Annotated in this window: 22 protein-coding genes; 12 read left to right on the top strand and 10 right to left on the bottom strand. The window is 68.7% G+C overall.

All coding sequences use genetic code 11. From position 1 onward, the window contains the following. Nucleotides 1-63 precede the first annotated feature (63 nt). Nucleotides 64-495: a type II toxin-antitoxin system Rv0910 family toxin gene (locus I7X18_RS14440; protein WP_193048012.1), complete on the bottom strand. Its 432-nt coding sequence runs from the start codon at nucleotides 493-495 to the stop codon at nucleotides 64-66. Nucleotides 496-712: 217 nt separating this feature from the next. Here I7X18_RS14440 and I7X18_RS14435 point away from each other — a divergent pair, with 217 nt between their 5' ends. From I7X18_RS14435 to I7X18_RS14425, 3 genes are all read left to right on the top strand, one after another. Next, nucleotides 713-1,165, top strand: a complete 453-nt coding sequence (locus tag I7X18_RS14435; RefSeq protein ID WP_193048013.1) for a Fur family transcriptional regulator — start codon at nucleotides 713-715, stop codon at nucleotides 1,163-1,165. A 58-nt stretch (nucleotides 1,166-1,223) separates the two neighbouring features. Then, nucleotides 1,224-3,476 (top strand): catalase/peroxidase HPI, encoded by a 2,253-nt coding sequence (gene katG, locus I7X18_RS14430; protein ID WP_193048014.1) that lies wholly within the window; start codon nucleotides 1,224-1,226, stop codon nucleotides 3,474-3,476. A gap of 80 nt (nucleotides 3,477-3,556) precedes the next feature. Then, a complete protein-coding gene (locus tag I7X18_RS14425) occupies nucleotides 3,557-4,462 on the top strand; it encodes an aminoglycoside phosphotransferase family protein (protein WP_232375242.1) in 906 nt (301 codons plus the stop codon). Between the two features lie 13 nt (nucleotides 4,463-4,475). Here the strand turns inward: I7X18_RS14425 and I7X18_RS14420 are convergent, their stop codons facing one another. From I7X18_RS14420 to I7X18_RS14410, 3 genes are all read right to left on the bottom strand, one after another. Beyond that, entirely contained in the window at nucleotides 4,476-5,168 is a 693-nt protein-coding gene (locus I7X18_RS14420; RefSeq protein WP_193048015.1) for an Rv0518 family GDSL lipase, read from the bottom strand. 118 nt (nucleotides 5,169-5,286) lie between these two features. Continuing rightward, complete coding sequence (locus I7X18_RS14415; protein WP_193048016.1) at nucleotides 5,287-6,495, bottom strand: acyltransferase family protein; 1,209 nt, start codon at nucleotides 6,493-6,495, stop codon at nucleotides 5,287-5,289. Nucleotides 6,496-6,655: 160 nt separating this feature from the next. Then, complete coding sequence (locus I7X18_RS14410) at nucleotides 6,656-7,411, bottom strand: M15 family metallopeptidase (protein WP_193048017.1); 756 nt, start codon at nucleotides 7,409-7,411, stop codon at nucleotides 6,656-6,658. Between the two features lie 157 nt (nucleotides 7,412-7,568). On the opposite strand from I7X18_RS14410, the gene I7X18_RS14405 reads away from it, so the two are divergent. The 4 genes from I7X18_RS14405 to I7X18_RS14390 are packed head-to-tail and all read left to right on the top strand — an operon-like array spanning nucleotide 7,569 to nucleotide 11,487. Then, nucleotides 7,569-8,786, top strand: a complete 1,218-nt coding sequence (locus I7X18_RS14405) for a PP2C family protein-serine/threonine phosphatase (protein WP_404822848.1) — start codon at nucleotides 7,569-7,571, stop codon at nucleotides 8,784-8,786. Beyond that, nucleotides 8,783-10,375 (top strand): sensor histidine kinase, encoded by a 1,593-nt coding sequence (locus I7X18_RS14400; RefSeq protein WP_193048019.1) that lies wholly within the window; start codon nucleotides 8,783-8,785, stop codon nucleotides 10,373-10,375. Before I7X18_RS14405 ends, I7X18_RS14400 begins: the two co-directional genes overlap by 4 nt. Beyond that, entirely contained in the window at nucleotides 10,372-10,812 is a 441-nt protein-coding gene (locus I7X18_RS14395; RefSeq protein ID WP_193048020.1) for a response regulator, read from the top strand. The genes I7X18_RS14400 and I7X18_RS14395 overlap by 4 nt, the downstream gene beginning before the upstream one ends. Nucleotides 10,813-10,815: 3 nt before the next feature. Continuing rightward, nucleotides 10,816-11,487, top strand: a complete 672-nt coding sequence (locus tag I7X18_RS14390; protein ID WP_193048021.1) for an alpha/beta hydrolase family protein — start codon at nucleotides 10,816-10,818, stop codon at nucleotides 11,485-11,487. Between the two features lie 29 nt (nucleotides 11,488-11,516). Here I7X18_RS14390 and I7X18_RS14385 read toward each other — a convergent pair whose 3' ends face one another. Then, the gene (locus I7X18_RS14385; protein ID WP_193048022.1) at nucleotides 11,517-12,281 is read right to left on the bottom strand and encodes an ArsR/SmtB family transcription factor; all 765 of its coding nucleotides are present in this window, start codon (nucleotides 12,279-12,281) and stop codon (nucleotides 11,517-11,519) included. A 359-nt stretch (nucleotides 12,282-12,640) separates the two neighbouring features. Between I7X18_RS14385 and I7X18_RS14380 the strand changes: the two genes are divergently transcribed. The 4 genes from I7X18_RS14380 to yaaA are packed head-to-tail and all read left to right on the top strand — an operon-like array spanning nucleotide 12,641 to nucleotide 15,560. After that, a complete protein-coding gene (locus tag I7X18_RS14380; protein ID WP_193048023.1) occupies nucleotides 12,641-13,093 on the top strand; it encodes an NlpC/P60 family protein in 453 nt (150 codons plus the stop codon). 29 nt (nucleotides 13,094-13,122) lie between these two features. Further along, nucleotides 13,123-14,259: an alkaline phosphatase family protein gene (locus I7X18_RS14375; protein WP_193048024.1), complete on the top strand. Its 1,137-nt coding sequence runs from the start codon at nucleotides 13,123-13,125 to the stop codon at nucleotides 14,257-14,259. Nucleotides 14,260-14,307: 48 nt separating this feature from the next. After that, a complete protein-coding gene (locus tag I7X18_RS14370) occupies nucleotides 14,308-14,787 on the top strand; it encodes an MSMEG_6728 family protein (protein WP_193048025.1) in 480 nt (159 codons plus the stop codon). A 26-nt stretch (nucleotides 14,788-14,813) separates the two neighbouring features. Continuing rightward, nucleotides 14,814-15,560, top strand: a complete 747-nt coding sequence (gene yaaA, locus I7X18_RS14365) for a peroxide stress protein YaaA (protein WP_193048026.1) — start codon at nucleotides 14,814-14,816, stop codon at nucleotides 15,558-15,560. On the opposite strand, the gene I7X18_RS14360 is transcribed toward yaaA, so the two are convergent. From I7X18_RS14360 to I7X18_RS14345, 4 genes are all read right to left on the bottom strand, one after another. Further along, nucleotides 15,561-16,256: a phytanoyl-CoA dioxygenase family protein gene (locus tag I7X18_RS14360; RefSeq protein WP_193048027.1), complete on the bottom strand. Its 696-nt coding sequence runs from the start codon at nucleotides 16,254-16,256 to the stop codon at nucleotides 15,561-15,563. A gap of 42 nt (nucleotides 16,257-16,298) precedes the next feature. Next, on the bottom strand, nucleotides 16,299-17,123 hold the full coding sequence (locus tag I7X18_RS14355) for an alpha/beta fold hydrolase (RefSeq protein ID WP_232375477.1): 825 nt from the start codon (nucleotides 17,121-17,123) through the stop codon (nucleotides 16,299-16,301). Nucleotides 17,124-17,157: 34 nt separating this feature from the next. Then, a complete protein-coding gene (locus tag I7X18_RS14350) occupies nucleotides 17,158-17,520 on the bottom strand; it encodes a VOC family protein (protein ID WP_193048029.1) in 363 nt (120 codons plus the stop codon). A gap of 108 nt (nucleotides 17,521-17,628) precedes the next feature. Continuing rightward, entirely contained in the window at nucleotides 17,629-18,891 is a 1,263-nt protein-coding gene (locus I7X18_RS14345; RefSeq protein ID WP_193048030.1) for an amidohydrolase family protein, read from the bottom strand. A 72-nt stretch (nucleotides 18,892-18,963) separates the two neighbouring features. Between I7X18_RS14345 and I7X18_RS14340 the strand changes: the two genes are divergently transcribed. Beyond that, entirely contained in the window at nucleotides 18,964-19,815 is an 852-nt protein-coding gene (locus I7X18_RS14340) for an AraC family transcriptional regulator (RefSeq protein ID WP_193048031.1), read from the top strand. 9 nt (nucleotides 19,816-19,824) lie between these two features. Here I7X18_RS14340 and I7X18_RS14335 read toward each other — a convergent pair whose 3' ends face one another. Continuing rightward, entirely contained in the window at nucleotides 19,825-20,961 is a 1,137-nt protein-coding gene (locus I7X18_RS14335; protein ID WP_232375503.1) for an enhanced intracellular survival protein Eis, read from the bottom strand. Nucleotides 20,962-20,969 lie beyond the last annotated feature (8 nt).

The following is a 20,969-nucleotide window of genomic DNA, read 5'->3' as shown; positions in this document are numbered from 1 at the left end:
AGCCGCGCACTCGTCACTCCGACGGTGCCGTGCGCCCGTCGGAGGCGTGCCGGCGGGAACCGCTCAGACGTAGAGCTCCTCGAAGCGGCTGATCGACCGCTCGATGTCGCCCTTGACGGCGCGGGCGGCGGCGGCGCCGATCGGACCGAACAGCGGTGCGCCCCCGAGTTCGAGGGTGACGGTGAATGCGCAGCCCGACGAGGTAGGACGCACCGCCATCTTCAAGCCGTACCTGGTCCCCCCCACCCCTTTGCCGTCGACCTCGAGCAGCGTGGGCGGATCGACCATCCTGATGGTCCACGTGACGCGGTTGCGCATCCCCTTGGCGCCGGCGACGCCGATGATCTTCGTCCCCGCGGTCAGGCCGTCCGGCAGGTCGCTGCGCCACCCTTCGTGCATCACGAGCCAGTCCCCCATCTCGGCGAGGTTGGACGCGTGCGCCCAGGCGTCGTCCGGGTGCAACGAGAGCTCGCGGGTCAGCTCGAGTTTGGCCACCCCGCGATAGTAGTGGGGTGTGACGCCGCCAACCGGTGAATGGAGTGGTGCCGGGGCTGGTAAGCACCCCGCTCATCGCGATGACTCGAATGTGCTTGGCGTGGGGCGGTGTTCGCGCAACGGCGCCCCTTGGCGGGCAGGTGACTGAGCGGGCCACCCCGAAACACCCACGGCCCAAGTCTTGACTAATTCCAAAAAAGCGGGTGGTATGGCTGTTGTGTCGTCACCCCCCGAGTACGTAGACCAGTTGCGGGGCGCCGATCTGCGCGTCACCCGTCCCCGGGTCGCCGTGCTCGAGGCCGTCCACGCTCATCCCCACGCAGACACCGAGACCATCTTCGCCTCAGTGCGAGCAATGCTGCCCGACGTGTCGCGGCAGGCCGTCTACGACGTTCTGCACGCCCTGACCGGAGCACGCCTGATCCGGCGTATCCAGCCGTCGGGTTCGGTCGCCCGCTACGAATCCCGCGTCGGTGACAACCACCACCACGTGGTCTGCCGCTCCTGCGGGACGATCGCCGACGTGGACTGCGCGGTCGGCGAGGCGCCATGCCTGATGCCGTCCGATCACGACGCGCTCGACGGTTTCGTGCTCGACGAGGCCGAAGTCATCTACTGGGGCCGGTGCCCTGCCTGCGCGCCCGAGTACTCCACCGCCAACAGTTCCTGATCACACCTGTGATCGCAGCCCATCACCACAAGATGTACGCACTATGAAGGGAAACACCGTGTCGTCAGATACCTCCGATGCCCGCCCACCGCATTCGGATGCCAAGACCGCGAGCCACAGCGAATCCGAGAATCCGATCATTTCGTCGCCCGAGCCCAAGGCGCACGCTCCGCTGACCAACAAGGACTGGTGGCCGGAGCAGGTCGACGTGTCCGTGCTGCACAAGCAGAACGAGAAGGGCAACCCCCTCGGTGAGGACTTCGACTACGGCGAGGCGTTCGCGCAGCTCGACGTCGAGGCCTTCAAGCGCGACGTCATCGCGGTCATCCAGACCTCGCAGGATTGGTGGCCGGCCGACTACGGCAACTACGCCGGCCTGTTCATCCGGATGAGCTGGCACGCCGCAGGTACCTACCGCATCTTCGACGGCCGCGGTGGCGCCGGACAGGGCGCGCAGCGCTTCGCCCCGCTGAACAGCTGGCCCGACAACGCCAACCTGGACAAGGCCCGCCGGCTGCTGTGGCCGATCAAGCAGAAGTACGGCAACAAGATCTCCTGGGCCGACCTGATCGCCTACGCCGGCAACGCCGCGCTCGAGCAGTCCGGCTTCGAGACGGCCGGCTTCGCGTTCGGCCGCGAGGACATCTGGGAGCCCGAGGAGATGCTGTGGGGCCAGGAGGACACCTGGCTGGGCACCGACAAGCGTTACGGCGGCACCAACGACAGCGACAAGCGCGAGCTCGCGGAGCCGTTCGGCGCCACCACCATGGGCCTGATCTACGTGAATCCCGAAGGCCCCGAAGGCAAACCGGATCCGTTGGCCGCCGCGCACGACATCCGCGAGACCTTCGGCCGAATGGCGATGAACGACGAGGAGACCGCCGCTCTGATCGTCGGTGGACACACCCTGGGCAAGACCCACGGCGCCGCGGACGCGAATGTCGGGCCCGAGCCCGAAGGTGCCCCGATCGAGGATCAGCAGCTGGGCTGGAAGTGCCCGTTCGGCTCCGGCAAGGGCCCCGACACCGTCACCAGCGGTTTGGAGGTCATCTGGACCGGCACGAACTCGGAGTGGAGCAATGCATTCCTGCAGAACCTGTACGGCAACGAGTGGGAGCTGACCAAGAGCCCCGCCGGCGCCTGGCAGTTCGAGGCCAAGAACGCCGAGGCCACCATCCCGGATCCGTTCGGCGGCCCCCCGCGCAAGCCCACCATGCTGGTCACTGACGTGGCGCTGCGTGAGGATCCGATCTACGGCCAGATCACCCGCCGCTGGCTCGATCATCCCGAGGAGATGGACGCGGCCTTCGCCAAGGCCTGGTACAAGCTCATGCACCGCGACATGGGTCCGATCACCCGCTACCTCGGCCCGTGGGTCGCCGAGCCGCAGCTGTGGCAGGACCCGGTTCCGCCGGTCGACCACGAACTCGTCGACGAGTCGGACATCGCCTCGCTGAAGAGCACGCTGCTCGACTCCGGTCTGACGGTGCAGCAGCTGATCAAGACCGCCTGGTCGTCGGCATCGAGCTTCCGCGGCACCGACAAGCGCGGCGGCGCCAACGGGGCGCGAGTGCGCCTCGAACCGCAGCGCAGCTGGGAGGCCAACGAGCCGTCCGAGCTGGCCCAGGTGCTTCCGGTGCTCGAGCGGATCCAGCAGGACTTCAACGCGTCGGCCTCCGCCGGCAAGAAGATCTCGCTGGCCGATCTGATCGTGCTGGCCGGTTCCGCCGCGGTCGAAAAGGCCGCCAAGGACGCCGGTTACGAGATCGACGTGCACTTCGCGCCGGGCCGCACCGATGCGACGCAGGAACAGACCGACGTCGAATCGTTCGCGGTGCTCGAGCCGAAGGCCGACGGATTCCGCAACTTCATCCGCCCGGGTACAAAGACGGCGGTCGAGAAGCTGTTGGTGGACAAGGCCTACTTCCTGGATCTGACCGGACCGGAGATGACCGCACTCATCGGCGGTCTGCGGGTGCTCAACGTCAACCACGGCGGCAGTAAGCACGGCGTGTTCACGAACTCGCCGGGCACGCTGAGCAACGACTTCTTCGTCAACCTGCTCGACATGAGCACCCAGTGGAAGCCGTCGCAGAACACGGAGAACGTCTACGAGGGTCGTGACCGGGCCACCGGTGCGATCAAGTGGACGGCGACCGCCAACGACCTGGTGTTCGGCTCGAACTCGGTGCTTCGTGGCATCGCCGAGATCTACGCCCAGGACGACAGCAAGGACAAGTTCGTCGAGGACTTCGTCGCGGCCTGGGTCAAGGTCATGAACAACGACCGATTCGACCTCGAGAAGTTCTGATCGGCGACTGACACCATCACCACCACAGGGACACCCCGCGAACCGCACACCGGTTCGCGGGGTGTCGCTCGTCACCACCGGTGACGATCGAACTGCCCGCCGCCGTGCGGGCGATGTCCGACCGCGGTCCGCAATGGGCGCGGTGGGTCGAGACGCTGCCCGGCTGGACGCAGAGCCAACTGCACGAGTGGGAACTGCGTGTCGATGGTGCACCGACGCACGGCACGACGTCCCTTGTGCTGCCGGTGCTCACGCCACAGGGTCGGCCCGCGATGCTCAAGATGGGTTTTCCCGACGCCGACTCCGAACACGAGCACCTCGCGTTGCGTCGGTGGGCCGGTCACGGGGCAGTGCGCCTGCTCAGCGCCCAGCCGCACCGGCGCGCGTTATTGCTGGACCGGCTGCACTCCCGCGACCTGACCACCATCCCCGACGTCGAGGCGTGCGCCGTCGTCTGCGACCTGTACCGGCGCATCCACGTTCCGGCGCTCCCCCAGTTGCGCACGCTCACAACGTGGTTGGAGCTGCAGACCGCTGACCTGGCGCAGCTGCCGCGCAACACCCCGCTGCCGCGCCGCCTGATCGAGCAGGCGCTCACCCTGGGCCACGACCTGATCGGCGACCCCGCCGCTGACGGCACCCTGCTCCACACCGATCTGCACTACGAGAACGTGCTGGCCGCCTGTTCGGACACCGCGCAACCGTGGCTCGTCATCGACCCCAAGCCACTCAACGGCGACCCGCACTTCGAGATCGCCCCGCTGCTGTGGAACCGTTGGGACGAGCTGGCCGGCGACGTCCGCGACGGGGTGCGGCGCCGCTTCTACACAATCATCGACGCCGCGGAGTTCGACGAGGACCGGGCGCGCGCCTGGGTCATCCTGCGGATGGTGCACAACGCGGTGTGGGAGCTGCGCGAGGCGACCCGTCCGGACCCGGCGTGGCTCACGGTCTGTGTCGCGGTGGCCAAGGCCGTTCAGGACTGAGCGCCGGCTCCGCTCATGCGCGCCGCGTCAGCTGGGTGGCGATCAACGGTGCGATCTTGTCGGCCATGTAGACGTGCCCCGCATCGGTCGGGTGGACCCCGTCGGCGCCGATCAGTGTCGGGTCGTCGACGAACCACCGCTCGGCGATCGGGTCGACGAACGCGGCGCGGGCGAGACCGGCCTGGTAGCGCAATGTGTCACGGATTCGCATGATCGCAGGCGGCGGGTCGGCGGTCGGCCACGGCGGCCCGATCACGAGGAACCGCGCCTCGGGGGCATTGCGGCGGGCCAGCTGGAACGCGCCGTAGACCATGATGGACAGCAGCGTGGGTTCGACGTTCTGGTCGTTGCGGGACCCGTAGAAGACCACGAGGTGGTCGTCGTTCTTGACGGCGCGTGCGGTGAGGTCCTCGAAGACGCTGCCCCGGTTGCCTCTCGCCCCGTACCCCGCACCGCCCTCGGCCGCGACGTCGGCCCGCACCGGAAGCCCCTGGTGCGCCAGCAGCTGCCACGCTCGCGTAGTCCAGCCCCTGGTGCCCTCGCCGCCCTCGTTGCTTCCCGTGGTGTAGGAGTCACCGACGACGGCGACGCGGCTGCCCGCGAACTGCAGCGTCACCGTCTCGTCGCTGCGCGCAGGCAGCGGGCGGGCGAGGACCAGCCCGACCAGCAGCGCAACGGACAGCACCAACGTGACCAGGCGACTCACCGCTTACCTCCACAGTCAACGGCACCGAGACGCCGCACCTCACGATGACCGAAAGCGTAGGTGGCGCCCCAGCTGTCGGGGATCCGCGACGCGCACGCTCGATTGTCACGAAATCGCGTCATCCGACACGGGCGGGTACGTGCTCGGCGTGCTCCTCGGGCGCGGCCGGCCGGCCGGCCACGGACGTCGACGTCGAATCCCGGACATCGACCATGCGCCGCATCCACAACCGGGCCGGCTCCTCGACGCCGTGGTACAGCGCCGCCGCACCCGCCACCGCGACACCGAGGAGACCGACGACCAGCGAACTGCCGGAGAGTCCGGGCGTCAGTGTGATCTCGAATTGGACCGCCGCCCAGTTCCACGCGGTGTGCACCAACTCATGGACCATGTACAGCCCGAACGAGATGTGACCGCAGTACACCATCAGGCGCGTGGACAGCAGCCGCGGCAGCGTGCCGGCACCCACGGCCACCGCGACCACCAGCGGAACGAACAGCACGTCGACCAGGCCGCTGGCGTCGCGGATGGACGCCGGCGGGTTGGCGTCGAGGTAGTAGAGGCTGCCGATGATCGCCGCGCCGATCAGCACCGACAGCCAGCCGAAGCCGCGGCGGGTGCGTTCGGTGGGTCGTAGTTTGCGCACCGCGGCGCAGGCGAGTGCACCTGCGGTGAACTGCATGACGATGCGCGGCAACCAACTCCACGGGGTGTAGAACTCACCGCTGGCGAGCAGCAGCAGCGTGGGCGGCAGAGAAGCCGCGACCGCCAGCCACATCAGGCCGCGCGCCCTGGTCACCCGCGCCACCCGGAAGATCACCAGTACCAGCACTCCGAACAGCAGGTACGCCAACCATTCTGCGCTGATCGACCAGGCCGGGCCGTCCCAGCTGGTGCCGTCGAAGAACGGCTCGAACCACAACTGGACGAGCAGCACCTGACGCAGGTAGCTGGTGGCGGTGAGGTCCTCGACCGCGGGCGACGGAACGTGCCCGACGTTCAGCGTGAAGATGATCCACGCCGCGGCCAGATGCATCGTCACCAGGTACACCGGCCACACGCGGGCCAGCCGCAGCCACAGAAAGCGCAAAGTCGTTCTGGTCGACCACGAATGGCCCATGCGGTCGAGGTAATTCCACGTCAGCACGAAACCGCTCAGGATGAAGAACAGGTCGACGCCCTGGGCTCCGCAGTCGAGCACCGGCGCCAGCGCCGCGGTGAAATCCGGTGCGGCCTGGGCCAACAGCGGCCGGAAGTGGAACAGCACGACCCACACCGCGGCGACGATGCGCAGACCCGACAGGGCCTTGATCTCTCCGCTGCGCACAACACTCTTTTCGTGAGGGAATCTACTGTTTCATCGGGGTTCGGTTTCGTAGGCCGCCCCTGCGCTCACCGGGCAGCGTTAGGCAGACTAGCAGCGAGCCGCGGACCCGTGTGCGCCCGAAACCTGTGGTACTGCTGGCAACTCGTCATATCGGCGCCGTTCACGGCTGTTCGAAGTGCTGGTAGTCCTTGGGTGTGCGCCAGTCACCGCCCCAGTGCCAACCACGGTCGGTGAACGCGAGCACGGCCGGGTCTGCGGCGTGCAGGATGCCGGGATCGGTGCGTCCACGGTCGGCATACGGTCCGGCATTGGCGGGTTCCACCGCGCCGCTGCGGCCGATGTACGGGTTGAGCAACGGATTGAGGTCGATCGCCCGGCCGTAGGCGTGGTAGGACCAGCTCTGCGAACCCGGGATTCCCCGGCAGTTGAAGGCCGAGGTGTTGTTGTCACGCATCGAGAGTTCGTCGTCGGCGCCCGGATAGTGCTCGACGGTGCGCATCTTCGCGATGGGATACCCCAGCCGGTAGAGGTGTTCGAAGATCTCGATGACCTGCGCGACCACTTGCTCGTGGACGACGAGTTCACCGCGGTGGGTCCGGCCGTCGAACCCGAGGTGGTTCAGTTCGACGCGCCGGAGCCGTTCGGGCCCGACCGGGCACCCTGGACGCCACGTGGCACCCAGATCAGCGGTGGCGACGGAGGTGACGGCGGCTGCGGGCGGTACCGGCGACGGGGTGGTCGTGGGGCTGGTCGGCGGAGCGGTCGCTGCAGGGCTCGACGGCCGCGGCGAGGTGTCGGCCGGGGGCGGCGCGTCGGTGCCGCACCCGACGAACGCGCAGGCAGCGGCCACCACGGCCAGCGCCGTCACCACCCGTCGGCCGTGGGGCAATCGGAATCGAACGAAGCACACCACCATGTCCGGCGCCGACGCTACCCGCCGGCGGTGCGGGGCACGGATACCTGACAGCCCGGATCGACGCGACCGTCAGCAGCCTTCGGTATTGTCAGGGGGCTATCACTGAAGAAGAGGTCAGCGCGGCCGCGGTGATGAACGTTTAAGGACGGATTTGTCGATGCTCGCGCCGCATGACTCAGAACTGAGGCCTGTGCCCGATTCCGCTGTTGCTCCGATGACGCAATTCGACACGTTGACGGTGCTCTTGGTCGAGGACGACCGCGGTGATGCGTTGCTCGTCGAAGAGTTGATCGTCGACGCGGTGGCCGATATCCGGCTGCGGTGGGCGGAATCCATGGCGCACGCCGCGCGGGAGATCAGCACGGTCCGGCCCGACTGTGTGCTGCTGGACCTCAATCTGCCCGACGCCAAGGGCACCGACGCGGTCGACCAGATCTGTGGGCTCGATCCCACGCTGCCGATCGTGGTGCTCACCGGGCACATCGACGATCGCTACGGCGTGACGGCGGTCGCGTCGGGTGCGCAGGATTACCTGGTCAAAGGTCGCGTCGAACCGGAGATGCTACGGCGTTCGCTGCTGTACGCCATCGAGCGGAAACGCTCCGAGCTGACCGCTGTCGACCTGCACGCCAGCCACCTGCGGGCGCAGGAGAACGCCCGACTCGAACGCGGACTGCTGCCGTCGCCGCTGTTGCTGGAGAACCCGGGCGTCGACATCATCGCCAAGTACCGGCCCAGCCGGCCCAATGCCCTACTGGGCGGCGACTTCTACGACTTCGTGCAGACCCCGGACCGCACCGTGCACGTGATGGTCGGCGACGTCTCCGGCCACGGACCGGACGAAGCCGCGCTCGGGGTGGCGCTGCGCATCGGCTGGCGCGCGCTGACCTTCGCCGGGCTGCGCGGCAACGAGCGGATGCAGCAGTTGGAGCGCATCCTGCGTGCGGAGCGGCCCGGTCCCGGCATCTTCGCCACCGTGATGAGCCTGGCCTTCTCCCCCAGGGACCGCAGCTTCAACGCCGTGCGCGCGGGTCACCCCGGCATGCTGCTGCACAGCCGCGACACCGTGGAGTGGATGGAACCGCCGGCCGGTCCCGCGCTCGGCCTCGGCGGGTCCGCGTGGCCGCTGACCGAACTCGAACTGCCCGCCGGCCACGGCCTGCTGCTGCTCACCGACGGGCTGTTCGAAGGTCACTCCGGGGAAGGCAACGAACGTCTCGGCGAGGAAGGCCTGCTGGCACTGGCCCGCTCGATGGCGGCATTGCCGGGTCGGCAATTCGTCGAGACACTGATCGACAGCGCCGAAGAGTGCGCCCGGCCGCACGGCGGATTGACCGATGACATCGCGGTAGTCCGCGTGGAGCGCACGACGTGACGGCCCCCGCCCGCCGGCGGGGCCGCCAGTTGACGGTGCAGGGCTGGCTGAACGTCGTGCTGGCCGTCATGGGGGTTTTCGTGCTGGCCGGCGCGTTCGCCGGTGCGGTCCTGATGAATCGCACCGACGCGGTCTCGCGTGAACTCATCGACAAGATCCAGCCGTCGCGGGTCGCGGCCTACCGGTTGCAGGCCGCCATACGCGACCAGGAGACCGCCGTCCGCGGGTTCGCGATCGCCGCCGACGACCAGTTCCTCGAGCCCTACCGCCAGGGACAGCAGACCGAACGGGAAGCGGCCGCCGAGATCCGGGAACACGTGGGCGACCACGCCAATCTCATCGCCGACCTGGACGCGGTCGAACGTGCCACTGCGGAGTGGCGTGCGAACTACGCCGAACCGTTCATCCAGACTGTGCGCCCGGGCCGGCCCGGTGTCGTCGACAACACCATGGTCCAGCGCGGCAAAGAAGGGTTCGACAACATCCGGGCGCTGTTCCACGTGCAGAACGTCGACCTCGCCGCGGCGCGCACCGCGGGGGTCAAGGAACTTGATCAGGTGCGGAACTGGCGCGACCGCGCGCTCGCCGGCATCATCGTCACCTTCTTCCTGACCGCACTGGTGCTCGCGATACTCGCGCGCAGCGCGCTGGTCCGGCCACTGTCGGCGCTGGCCGCATCGTGCCGCCGCATCACCGAGGGACATTTCGACGAACGCATTGACAGCAGGGGTCCCCTGGACATCCGCGTCATGGCGTCGGATGTCGAGGACATGCGGCAACGGATCGTCGACGAACTCGAGGCATCCCGGGAAGCCCGCGAACAACTCGACGAACAGGCCATCGAGTTGCGGCGGTCGAACGCCGAACTCGAGCAGTTCGCCTACGTCGCGTCCCACGACCTGCAGGAGCCGCTGCGCAAGGTGGCCTCGTTCTGTCAGCTGCTCGAGAAGCGGTACGGCGACAAACTCGACGACCGGGGCGCGGAGTACATCAAGTACGCGGTCGACGGCGCCAAACGCATGCAGGTGCTCATCAACGATCTGCTGACGTTCTCCCGCGTCGGGCGCCTCAGCGCTGCCCACACCGACGTCGAACTCGACGAGGTCCTCGACTCCGCACTGTCGAACCTGGAAACCTCCATCGAGGAGTCCGGCGCCGAGATCGTGCGCCCGTCTGAGCCGTTGCCCCTGGTCACCGGTGACGCGACGCTGCTGGCGATGCTGTGGCAGAACCTGATCGGCAACGCGGTGAAGTTCCGCAAGCCCGACACCTCACCGCGGATCGTGATCGAATGTCAGCGCGGTACCGACGAGCAGGACGGGCAGTGGCTGCTCACCGTGTCGGACAACGGGATCGGCATCGCCGAGGAGTTCGCCCAGAAGGTGTTCGTCATCTTCCAGCGGTTGCACGGCCGCGACGCCTACAGCGGCACCGGCATCGGGCTGGCGCTGTGCAAGAAGATCGTCGAATATCACGGCGGCGAAATCTGGATCGACAACAGCTACACCGAAGGCACCCGGTTCCGAATGACCCTCCCGGTCGCCGTCCACGAACAACCTGAAGTGGTTCTGGAAGGAGCCCAGCAATGACACCGTCCACCAGGCCGATCGACGTCCTCCTGATCGAAGACGATCCGGGCGACGAGCTGATCACCCGCGAAGCGTTCGAACACAACAAAATCAGCAACACCCTGCACGTCGCGCACGACGGACAGGAGGGACTCGACTTCCTCTACCGCCGCAACGGCTACGAGAACGCGCCGCGGCCGGACCTGATCCTGCTCGACCTGAACCTGCCCAAGTACGACGGCCGCCAGCTGCTCGAGACGGTGAAGTCCGATGCCGATCTCAACCACATCCCGGTCGTCGTCTTGACCACCTCCTCGGCCGAGGAGGACATCCTGCGCAGCTACAAGCTGCACGCGAACGCCTACGTCACCAAGCCGGTCGACCTCGACCAGTTCATGAACGCGGTACGGCAGATCGACGAGTTCTTCGTCCAGGTCGTCCGCCTGCCGCAGGGCTGAGCGGTGACGACGCGCGAGTACGCCCCCGGCCGTTCGGTCGATCTGTACGGAGATGCGGGCGCCCCGGTGGTTCTGCTCTGGCACGGCATGCAGACGGATTCACGTGCTGCGGTAGCGCCGCTCGCCGAACGCGTCGCCGCGCACGGTTACTCGGTCGTGGCGCCCGATTGGAACTCCCACGCCGCCGACAACGGCAGCTCCGACCTGTTGAGCTCGGCGCGGTTCGCCGCCGAACAGCCCGGCGCAGATGCCGGCCTGATCGTCGTCGGATGGTCGATGGGCGGGGCCGCCGCGGTGGGTCTGACGTTCGGCGCCACCCGGTACGGAGTGCGCATTGCGCACACGGTGTGTCTGGCCGGCGCGTTCATGGTCTCCGATCCGATATCCGGTGAATCGCTGACCCCGCCACCGGCGGCCGGTGACCGCGTGCCGCTCACCCTCGTGCACGGCCGTGCCGACGACGTCATCCCGGTGGCCGTCAGCCGCGATTTCACCGCTGAGGCCGGTGTCGCCGGCTGGCGTGTGCAGTACATCGAGATCGCGGCCGACCACGGGAACATCGTGGGCGCCCGCTATGACGCCGCGGGTGACCGTTACGAACCGGCCGACGATCCCGCAAGCCTGGCCGTGGCCGCGGAAGTCGCCGCCATCATCGCCAGACCCCTCGACCGTTGAGCACACGATGCAGCCCCACCACGCGGTGCCTACAGTCGCTCCAAGCCGCTCTTCAGAGCGGACAACTTTCGCGGCCATCCCCGTGAAACAGCTTGTCGCACAACGCTGTCAGCGATGAATTCAGCGTGCACGACGGTCAGTTCGACCTGATCGCCCAGCGGTTCGATGGTCAACGACACGCGTGAGCGCGGCTCCCCCGCGGCGCGTTCGCGCTTGCCGCGATCCATGTCGGCCATCGACGGCACGAACGCGGGGAACGTGAATTCCAGCCGCTGGTACGGGTCCGCCTCGAGGATCACCTGATCGGCGTCGTCGAGTTCGAGGTCGCCGTCGATCCATGTGTAGGCGGCGCCCTTCTGCCAGCTCGACACCAGCGCGTGGCCCATGTGGCGGCGGGAGTACGCCGGGCCGGTGATCGCCTGCCACAGCCGTTCCGGTGTCGTCCTGATGTAGAGGGTGTAGACGAACGGTGGGGCGCCGGTCATCGGTCGGTCCGGCGGTGCGGTGTCGAGTGGTGTGGGCGCCTCGGTACGCGCACGGTCGAACTGACGGATCCAGCGGTCGGAGAGGGCGTTGATCGGCTCGGCGTTGAGGTGGTGGAGCTTCTCCCGGCCGCGCCGCACCGTCGACACCAGGCCGGCCGCCTCGAGCACAGTGAGGTGCTTGCTCACCGACTGGCGGGTCATCTCCAGATCCGCGCACAACTCGCGCAGAGTCTGCCCGTCGCGCAGATTCAGCGAGTCGAGCAAGCGGCGCCGGCTCGGGTCGGCGAGCGCCTTGAACACCTCGTCCATCGTCCATCCTCATCACGCAACCAGTTGGCTGCATGAGCCACCATATGCACCTCAACGGCTGCACGTCAACGACGAGGATTCGATGTCGCCCGCCCCAGGCGCGCGCCCGGCGACCAGGACCGAGGGGCCGGCGGGCGATCTTTGCCCAAATCGCCGGATATCCGCCCGTTTTCGCCGGTCGGTCGGCCCGCCGGGCTGGCGACCCAGATCCCCGCAGCGGCGACCCCTCGGCTGACTGCCGACGAATAGGCACGTCAGATCGATCATGAACCTTGTGAGGCCGACCATAGAAAAATGCTAAAGGTGAACGCGCCCACGCATTTTGGGGCGCCCGGCGGGCTCTGCTACCGTCCGCCGACATGTTTGCTCTCGTCACGTTGATGTCACTGGTCAACTCGGTCTCGGGCACGCCGTACGTGTCCGGCGGCGACAGCCCAGCGGGCACGGACTGCTCGGGTCTGGCCTCCTGGGTCAGCAATGCGGCGACCGGCCGGCCCGTCTACGGCGACCGCTTCTCCACCGCCAACATGGAAAGCGCCCTGCTGGCCCGCGGCTTCCAGCACGGCTCGCAACCCGGCGCGCTGGTGATCGGCTGGAACAGCGGTCATGCCGCCGTCACGCTGCCCGACGGCACGCCGGTGTCCTCGGGTGAGGGCGGTGGCGGTGTGAAGGTCGGCGGCGGCGGTGCCCACCAATCGCAGTTCACCAAGCACATGTTCCTGCCCGCTCCCCCCGAGGCACCGATACCCGCGCAGCCGCCCGGCGCTGCGCTGCCTCCCCCGCCGCCCGGCGCTCCGCCGATAGCAGCGTGACCGTCCGCGCGGTGTGACACCCTGCTCGGATGCAGCTCCCACGGCCGAATCCGGACCTGCCGCACCTCGCTGACGTCGTCCCCTCGGTGCTCGCTGCCATGGAGGTGCCCGGCTTCGAAGCCCGCATCGATCTGCCGATCGGAATCGGCTCGGCGTGCGTCCTGCTCATCGACGGCCTCGGCGCCGAACTGCTCGACCAGTACGCCGCCGATGCGCCGGTCCTGTCCGGGATGCGCGGCGAGACCCTGCAGGTCGGGTTCCCCTCCACCACGGTGGCCAGCCTGGCGGCCGTCGGGACGGGCTGCCGGTCCGGCGCGCACGGGATGGTCGGCTACACGTTCCGGATACCCGGCGCCGGTGTGCTGAACCCGCTCCGCTGGCGTCCCCACCCGTGGGGCGAGGATCTGCGCACCGCCCTGCCGCCCGAGGTGGTGCAACCAATGCCGACGACGTTCGAACGCGCGGCCTCGGCCGGCATCGCCGTCCACGTCGTGTCGAATGCGGAGTTCACCGGGTCCGGCCTGACCCGCGCGGTGCTGCGCGGTGGGCGCTACATCGGGGTGCACGGGCTCGGGGACCTGGCCGCATCGGTGCGCGGCGTGCTCGCCGAGGGCGGCTTCTGCTACGGCTACCACGGTGACCTCGACCTGCTCGGTCACCTCCATGGACCGGGTTCGACGGCGTGGCGTATGCAGCTACGCCAGGTCGACCGGCTGGTCGAGTCCGTGGTCACCGGGATGCCTCCCGGTGCGTTGCTCGCCGTGGTCGCCGATCACGGCATGGTGGAGGTCGATCCCGGCCGAACGCTCGACCTCGACGAGTGTGCCCCGCTGTTCGAAGGGGTCGAGGCCGTCGCCGGAGAAGCGCGCGCCCGATACGTCTACACCGCCGGCGGGGCGACGCCCACGGTGGTGGCGGCATGGCGGGAGACGCTGGGCGACATGGCGTGGGTCGCCACCCGCGACGAGGCCATCGACGCAGGCTGGTTCGGCGACCGAGTGGCCGACGATACGCGGCAGCGGATCGGTGACATCGTCGTCGCCGCAAGGGATTCCGTCGCGCTCGTGCGTCGGACGGTGGAGCCGGTGGAGTCGGCGCTGCGCGGACAGCACGGCTCACTGACCGACCTGGAGCAGCGGGTCCCCCTGCTGCTCGCCCACACCTGACCGCGTCCGCGGGTGTGATCTCCGCACGCCGCGGGTACGCCGGGACCGATGCAGACCTTTCTGCCCTGTGAGGATTTCGACGCCAGCGCCACGGTGCTCGACGCGCGTCGCCTCGGTAAGCAGCGGGTGGAGGTCATCCAGGTGCTCCGCGCCTTGACGGTGCCCGGCTACGGATGGCGTCATCATCCCGCCGCCGCGATGTGGGCGGGCTACGAGGAAGCGCTGGTGCGCTACGGACTCCAGGTCTGCGCGCACTGGTGCCGCAGCGGCCGGGCCGATACCTGCGCCACCACCTTGGTGACCGATCTGGATGCGACGGTCCAGATCACCACGGTCCGCTCCCAACCCGAACTCGGCGCCGCACGTGAACTACCGCCGTGGCTCGGTGACCCCCACTTTCACCGCAGCCACCAGGCGGCGCTGGTGAAGAAGGACCCGGACCATTACCGGCCGCTGTTCCCCGACGTGCCCGACGACCTGCCCTATGTCTGGCCCGCGTCGGATCGCGACCGCCGAATACCGCTCTGAGGGCTCGCGGCGATAACGTCTTCGCCGTGCGCGTGCTGCTTCCGCCATCGGAGACCAAACGCGCAGGCGGCGACGGACCGCCGGTGCGGCTCGACCTGCTCTGCTTTCCCGAACTCGAACCGGTGCGCAAGGCGCTTCTCGACGAGCTCGTCGAACTGTCCGCGGACAGGGAGTCGAGCCGTGCCGCCCTCGGGCTCTCACCGAAGCAGGACGCCGAGATCGAACGCAATGCCGCACTGCACACCTCGCCGACGTTGCCCGCGATCGACCGGTACACCGGTGTGCTCTACGACGCCCTCGACATCGGCTCGCTGCGCGGTGCGACCGCGGTCCGGGCGCGCCACCGGCTGGCGATCGGATCGGCGTTGTTCGGGCTCCTGCGGGCCGACGACCCCGTGCCGGCCTACCGGTTGTCCGCGACGGCGAAGCTGCCCGGGAGTGCGTCGCTGGCCGCGCGCTGGCGGCCGGCGCTCGAACCGGTGCTGGCCGGCATCGCCGACCACGAGCTCGTCGTCGACCTGCGGTCGGGCTCCTACGCCGCGCTCGGCCGGGTGCCCGCCGCGGTGCGGGTCGACGTGCTGGCCGAGCATCCCGACGGCAGACGCACGGTGGTCAGCCACTTCAACAAGGCGCACAAGGGCAGGCTCGCCAGGGCGCTGGCCACCACGCGGGCCGAGCCGACCGATGCCGCGGCCGTCGCCACGGTGGCGCGGCGGGCCGGAATGCGGACCGAACGCGACGGTGACGACCTGATCGTCGTCATCCCCGCCTGATCAGAATGCTTGTCCGGCCGGGCACAGCGGTGTGCGCAGCATCACCGGCGCCTGCGCCATGAATCTCGGTGTGCTGCCGCGATGTTCGTCGGCGGCGTGCACGGTGAACGGATGCACGACGTACATGTCGCCGGCGGATCCGGTCGCCTGCACTACGGGCCGCCCGGCGCTGACACGGTCGACCAGTGCGCCGGCCTCGAGGAAATCCATGGGCGCCTCTTCCAGCACCGCCGCCACGTCGCGATGTGAACCGGCGCGGATGCGGGTCGGCGCGTCGTCGGGGCCGACGTCGGAGAGCAGCGTCAGCAGCAGCAGGGTGTGGGGGCGCCCGCTGACCGCCCATCCGCCGTCGGGCTGCGGCGTGTTCAGGTCGATGTGCCAGCCCCGGTCGTCAGCGGGCGGTCCCGGAAAGCGGACCGGGATGTTGCCCAGCGCGCCGCGCGGCTGCCACCCGCCGGCACCGCACAGGGCATCGAGCGTCTGCGCCAGGCGGACGCTGCGGCTCAGTTCCCCGAACGGGCCGGCGCCGGTCATGTCCGCTGCCCACACGACCGGCTGGGTCCACGACGCCGGATCGTCGGGTGACAGCTCGATCTGCGCCCACAGCGCCGCGCGGGCGGCCTCAGCGGCCCCGCGCAGATCCGGCTGCTCGATCTTGAGATAGCCATCCCGGTCGAAGGTCGCCACGTCCACCACATTCGACAGGGTGCCGGACGCGGCGGTGTTCGCGACAGCGATTTATGGCAGGGTCTGTCCGACCGCATCGACGGTGGCGGGGTCCACGATGCACGTGAAGTGGTTGCTGTCGACGTCGACAATGCGGATAGCGGGGTTGGTGTCCCGCATGGCGGTGACGGCATCGTCGGGGATCAGCGTGGCGCCGTTGAGCGGTCTGGTGGCGCGGACCACCACGGTCGGCATGGTCAGGGCCCGCCAGTGGTCTGTCCAGTCGGTGGGCCACCGCTGGAAGAGATCCTCTTCGGAGGCGGCTCGCGACGTCGTCGGGCGCCAGGTCCCGTCGGGCTGCTGGGCCAGTTCGTAGGTGTGGTGCTCGTCCCAGAACGGTATCCACGGGTCGACGACGCCGGCGGTCCGCACGAGGTCGAGATAGGCGGCGGGCGTCGGGACGGCGGCATCCAGTCGCGCGAAACCCTCCCGCACCGGCCCGAGCGCCGCGCGCTGCGCAGGCCCGATGTGGTCGATGAGTGACAGGCTGCGCAGCCGGGACCCGCTGTCGCGGGCCACGCGCATCGCGATCAGCGCACCCAGCGACCAGCCGGCCACGTCGACCGTCTCGGCATCCAACGCGTCGGCCACCGCAACGACGTCGCGGGCGTGGCTGTCGAGCCCGTAGGTGCCGGGTGCGGTGATCTCACTGTGGCCGCGGCCGCGCAGGTCGAACGCGGCGACGCGGCGGTGCGTACCGGCGAGCCGCTCGGCCAGATACGAGAACGCCGTCAGATTGGCCGAGATACCGTGCACGCACAACAAGATCGGGGCATCGTCGGCACCCCAGGACCGCACACGGACCCGCCCGGAAGGCAGGTGGATATCGGTGTCCACCGGCCGGACTCTACGCGAGCGACGTGGCGTGCCCTCAGAAGTTGAACACGAGGCAGAACGTGTGCCCGGCGGGGTCGCGGTACACGCGGAAGTCCTCGCCCTCCGGCACATCGGTCACCCGGGTGGCGCCCAACTCGAGCACCTTTCGTTCGGCCGCGTCGACGTCCTCGACCTCGACGTCGAGGTGGAACTGTTGGGACCCCCGCGGATCCGGGAACTCCGGCGGCTGGTGCTCCGGGGAGCGCTGGAACGCCAGCCGACGCCCGGAGGGTTCGGTGAGCACCACCCAGTCTTCCTCCTCGACGCGGACGTCCCCGCCGAGGACTCCGGCATAGAAAGTGGCCAGCGCTTCGGGATCCCGGCAGTCAAGGACGACGGATCGCAGTGTTCCGATCATGATCGTGGGGTTGCCGGGCGCGTCCGGCCATAAACCCCGTTGACTCTGCGCTGAGGGCGCTGTCTTCTCGCTCTTCGTCGCCCTGGACGCAGAGTCAACGTAAGGGGTTTACGTCCTGGCGAGGTGCTTCTGCTCGTAGAGGCGCGCCCACTCCTTGCGCGGCCGGATCGAGACGTCGACGTCAGTTGCCTTGGCGCGCAACGCTCCTACGGTTGCCTGGTCCTTCTGGGTCCGCGCGAACGGATCCCACCCGAAGAATCGGCAGGAGTTCTCCCAGGTGATCTTGTTGATGTCGGAGTCGTCGGCGCCCGCGCCGTTGAGTTCGGCGAGCACCTTCTCCGGGGCGTCGGGCCAGAAGCAGTCCGAGTGCGGGTAGTCGCATTCCCAGGCGATGATGTCGATGCCGATCTCGTGCCGCAGCTTCAGCGACGTCTTGTCGGTGACGTAGCAGGCCAGCGAGTGCTCGCGGAAGACGTCGCTGGGCAGCTTGTCGCCGAAGTCGCGGCGCAGCCACTTCTGGTTGGTGTAGTGCCGGTCGCTGCGGTCGAGGTAGAACGGGATCCACCCGATGCCACCCTCGGAGAACGCGAACTTCAGGTCCGGGTAGTTGCGCATCGCGGGCCCCCACAGCAGATCCTGCGCGCACATCGCCGACACCTGGGTGGCCAGGATGATCAGGTTGTCGATCGGCGCGTTGGGCGCCATGCTGATCGCGCCGAAACCGGTGCCGATGTGCAGGCACATCACCACGTTCTCCTCGGACAGCGTCCGGAACACCGGCCCCCAGTAGTCCTCGTCGTGATAGCTGGGCAGACCCTCGAGGTGCGGCAGTTCCGGCATGGTCACCGCATGGCAACCCTTGGCCGCGACCCGGCGGATCTCGGCGCACATGGCCTCGGGATTCCAGGTCGGCAGCACCGCGATCGGGATGAAGCGGTCCGGGTAGGAGCCCGCCCACTCGTCGATGTGCCAGTCGTTGTAGGCCGACACCATGACCAGCGTGACGTCTTCACGGTGCATGTTGAGGTGTCGCGCCGAGAACCCGGTGAAGGTGGGGAAGCACATCGAGGCCAGGATGCCGTTGCGGTTCATGTCGCGGACACGTTCGTGGACGTCGTAGACGCCGGGGCGCATCTCGGCGAAGCCCGCCGGGTCACGACCCCACTCCTCCGGTGGCCACGACACCACGGCATTGAGCCCGCTGACGCCCTGCGGCCGGCCCTGATACATCCACTGGTCGACGCCCTTGTCGTCGGTGACGACGATCGGCGCCTCGGACTTGTACTTCGCCGGCACGTGGTTGAGGAACATGTCCGGCGGCTCGACCACGTGGTCGTCGATGCTCACCAGGATCAGGTCGTCGACATTCATAGGCGCTCCTCGTCGGGACTCTCGCGTGGCCGGGGTCACACTTGACTGGTTCCAGTTGTACCCTGCTTAGGTGTGACCGTCTCCGCGCTATCGGCCAAGCGTTTAGCCGAACCGGCCAACATGTCCGGGCGCGTGATCGACCTGCGCCGCGGCGGCCGTGCGCTTGCCGGCAGCTACCTTTACCAGGGCGACGGGCTGATCACCGGCTGGCATTCGCACGACGTGCACCAGATCGAGTACGCGATCGGCGGCGTGGTGGAGGTGGAGACCGCATCCGGGCACTACCTGGTCCCGCCCCAACAAGCGGCGTGGTTGCCGCAGGGTCTGGAACACCAGGCCACGATGAATGCGAACGTCCGGACCGTCGCCGTGATGTTCGACAGCGCCCTGATCCCCGACGGCGGCAACCGCGCCCGGATCCTCGGCGTCTCACCGCTCATCCGGGAGATGATGATCTACGCGCTGCGGTGGCCGATCGACCGGCGCGGAGGCGCCGCCCAGGACGAGGCGGTGTCCGACGCGTTCTTCCAGACCCTGGGGAACCTGGTGATCGAGGCGCTCGACCACGAGGCGCCGCTGAGCCTGCCCAGCTCCGAGCACCCGATCGTGGCCGCCGCGTTGGCCCACACCAGAGAGCACCTGCAGTCGGTCACCGCCGAGGAGGTCAGCCGGGCGGTGTCGGTGTCCGAGCGCACGCTGCGGCGGCTGTTCGCCGAGGAGCTGGGTCTGTCGTGGCGGACCTACCTGCTGCACGCTCGCATGCTGCGGGCGATGGCGCTCCTGGCGGCCCCCGGACAGGCGGTGCAGGAGACGTCGACGGCGGTGGGTTTCGACAGCCTCAGCTCGTTCACGCGCGCCTTCGCCCAGTTCTGCGGTGAGACGCCGTCGGCGTATCGGCGCAGGGCGGCCACCTCCGCGGTGTGAGCCGTGGCGTCAGAACGGGAAACCCAGCTGCGCGGGGACATCGCTGACGAACGCCCTGTCGATGTCGCGCACCAGCTCGGAGTCGTTGGCGCGCAATCGATTTGCCGCGGCGAATGCTGTCGCCCGGTGGGCGCCGAGGTAGAGCGAACCGAGCACGTCGTGGCCGAGGACGATGTCGGGCGCCGCGTCCGTCGCTGTGCAGACACCGCGCCCGTCGCGGATCTGCAGCGCGAACCGGCCGCCGTTCCGACGGAAGGCGTCGTCGACCTCGAGGACAACCGACACATCGTGGGCATAGGTGCGGGCCTGCAGCGCGGCAGGGATGTCCATCAGCCGCAGCCAGAGCTCGTCGGTGGCGGCCGTGGTGCGCACCGTGCGGGCGTCGGTGAGCAGGTACGGCAACGGGTCGGCGGGGTGCGTGCCGGCCTCGATGCGCTCCATCAGATCCAGTCCGCACAACGCCCGCCACAGCGCGACGTGCGCCTCGGCAGTGGCCGCCGTCAGCTCCACCACCCGGACGTGTCTGGGCCCGGAGCCGTGCGTGCGGTACAGCACGTACCCGTCGGCGTGCAGGAAGCCGAACAGGGCGCTCCCGCCGGCGCGGTCCTCGTCGCGGTCGGCCAGCAGGTCGTCCCACAGTGCCCGCGGGCGGACCAGCCCTCCGGGGGTGGAGCGACGCCAGCGGTCATGGATCGCGGCGAACTCGTCGACTCGTTCGGCCGGCGTCACGATCCTGACGCCGCCGGGATCCGGTGCGTCAGAACGGAACAGCGCCACACGCCGATCGACGGACCACTCGTGCCGCACCGTCGCCGGCCCATAACCGAACCGCCCGTAGATGCCGCCCTCGCTGGCGGTCAGGGCCGCGATCGGAGTGGTGATCCGGTCGTGCAGGTCGGTGAACATCGACCGCAGCAGACCTCTCCTGCGATGCGTCGGCGCCACCGAGACCCAGGTGATACCCGCGACGGGCAGGACCGCCCCACCCGGCACCGTCAACTGCAGATCGAGGAACGAGGACTGGGCCACCACGTCCGGTCCGTCCGCGACCACGAGTGCCGCGCCGTCGTGGATCAGTGTCCGCCACGCCGACAACGCGGCCGGATCGGTGACATGACCGAAGTTGGTGGCGTCCAGGCGCAGCATGTGCGGCC

The sequence above is a fragment of the Mycolicibacterium baixiangningiae genome, from assembly GCF_016313185.1.
Classification (GTDB): domain Bacteria; phylum Actinomycetota; class Actinomycetes; order Mycobacteriales; family Mycobacteriaceae; genus Mycobacterium; species Mycobacterium baixiangningiae.
The sequence above is the reverse complement of the archived record's forward strand: the minus strand, read 5'-3'. Positions and strand labels throughout refer to the sequence as shown.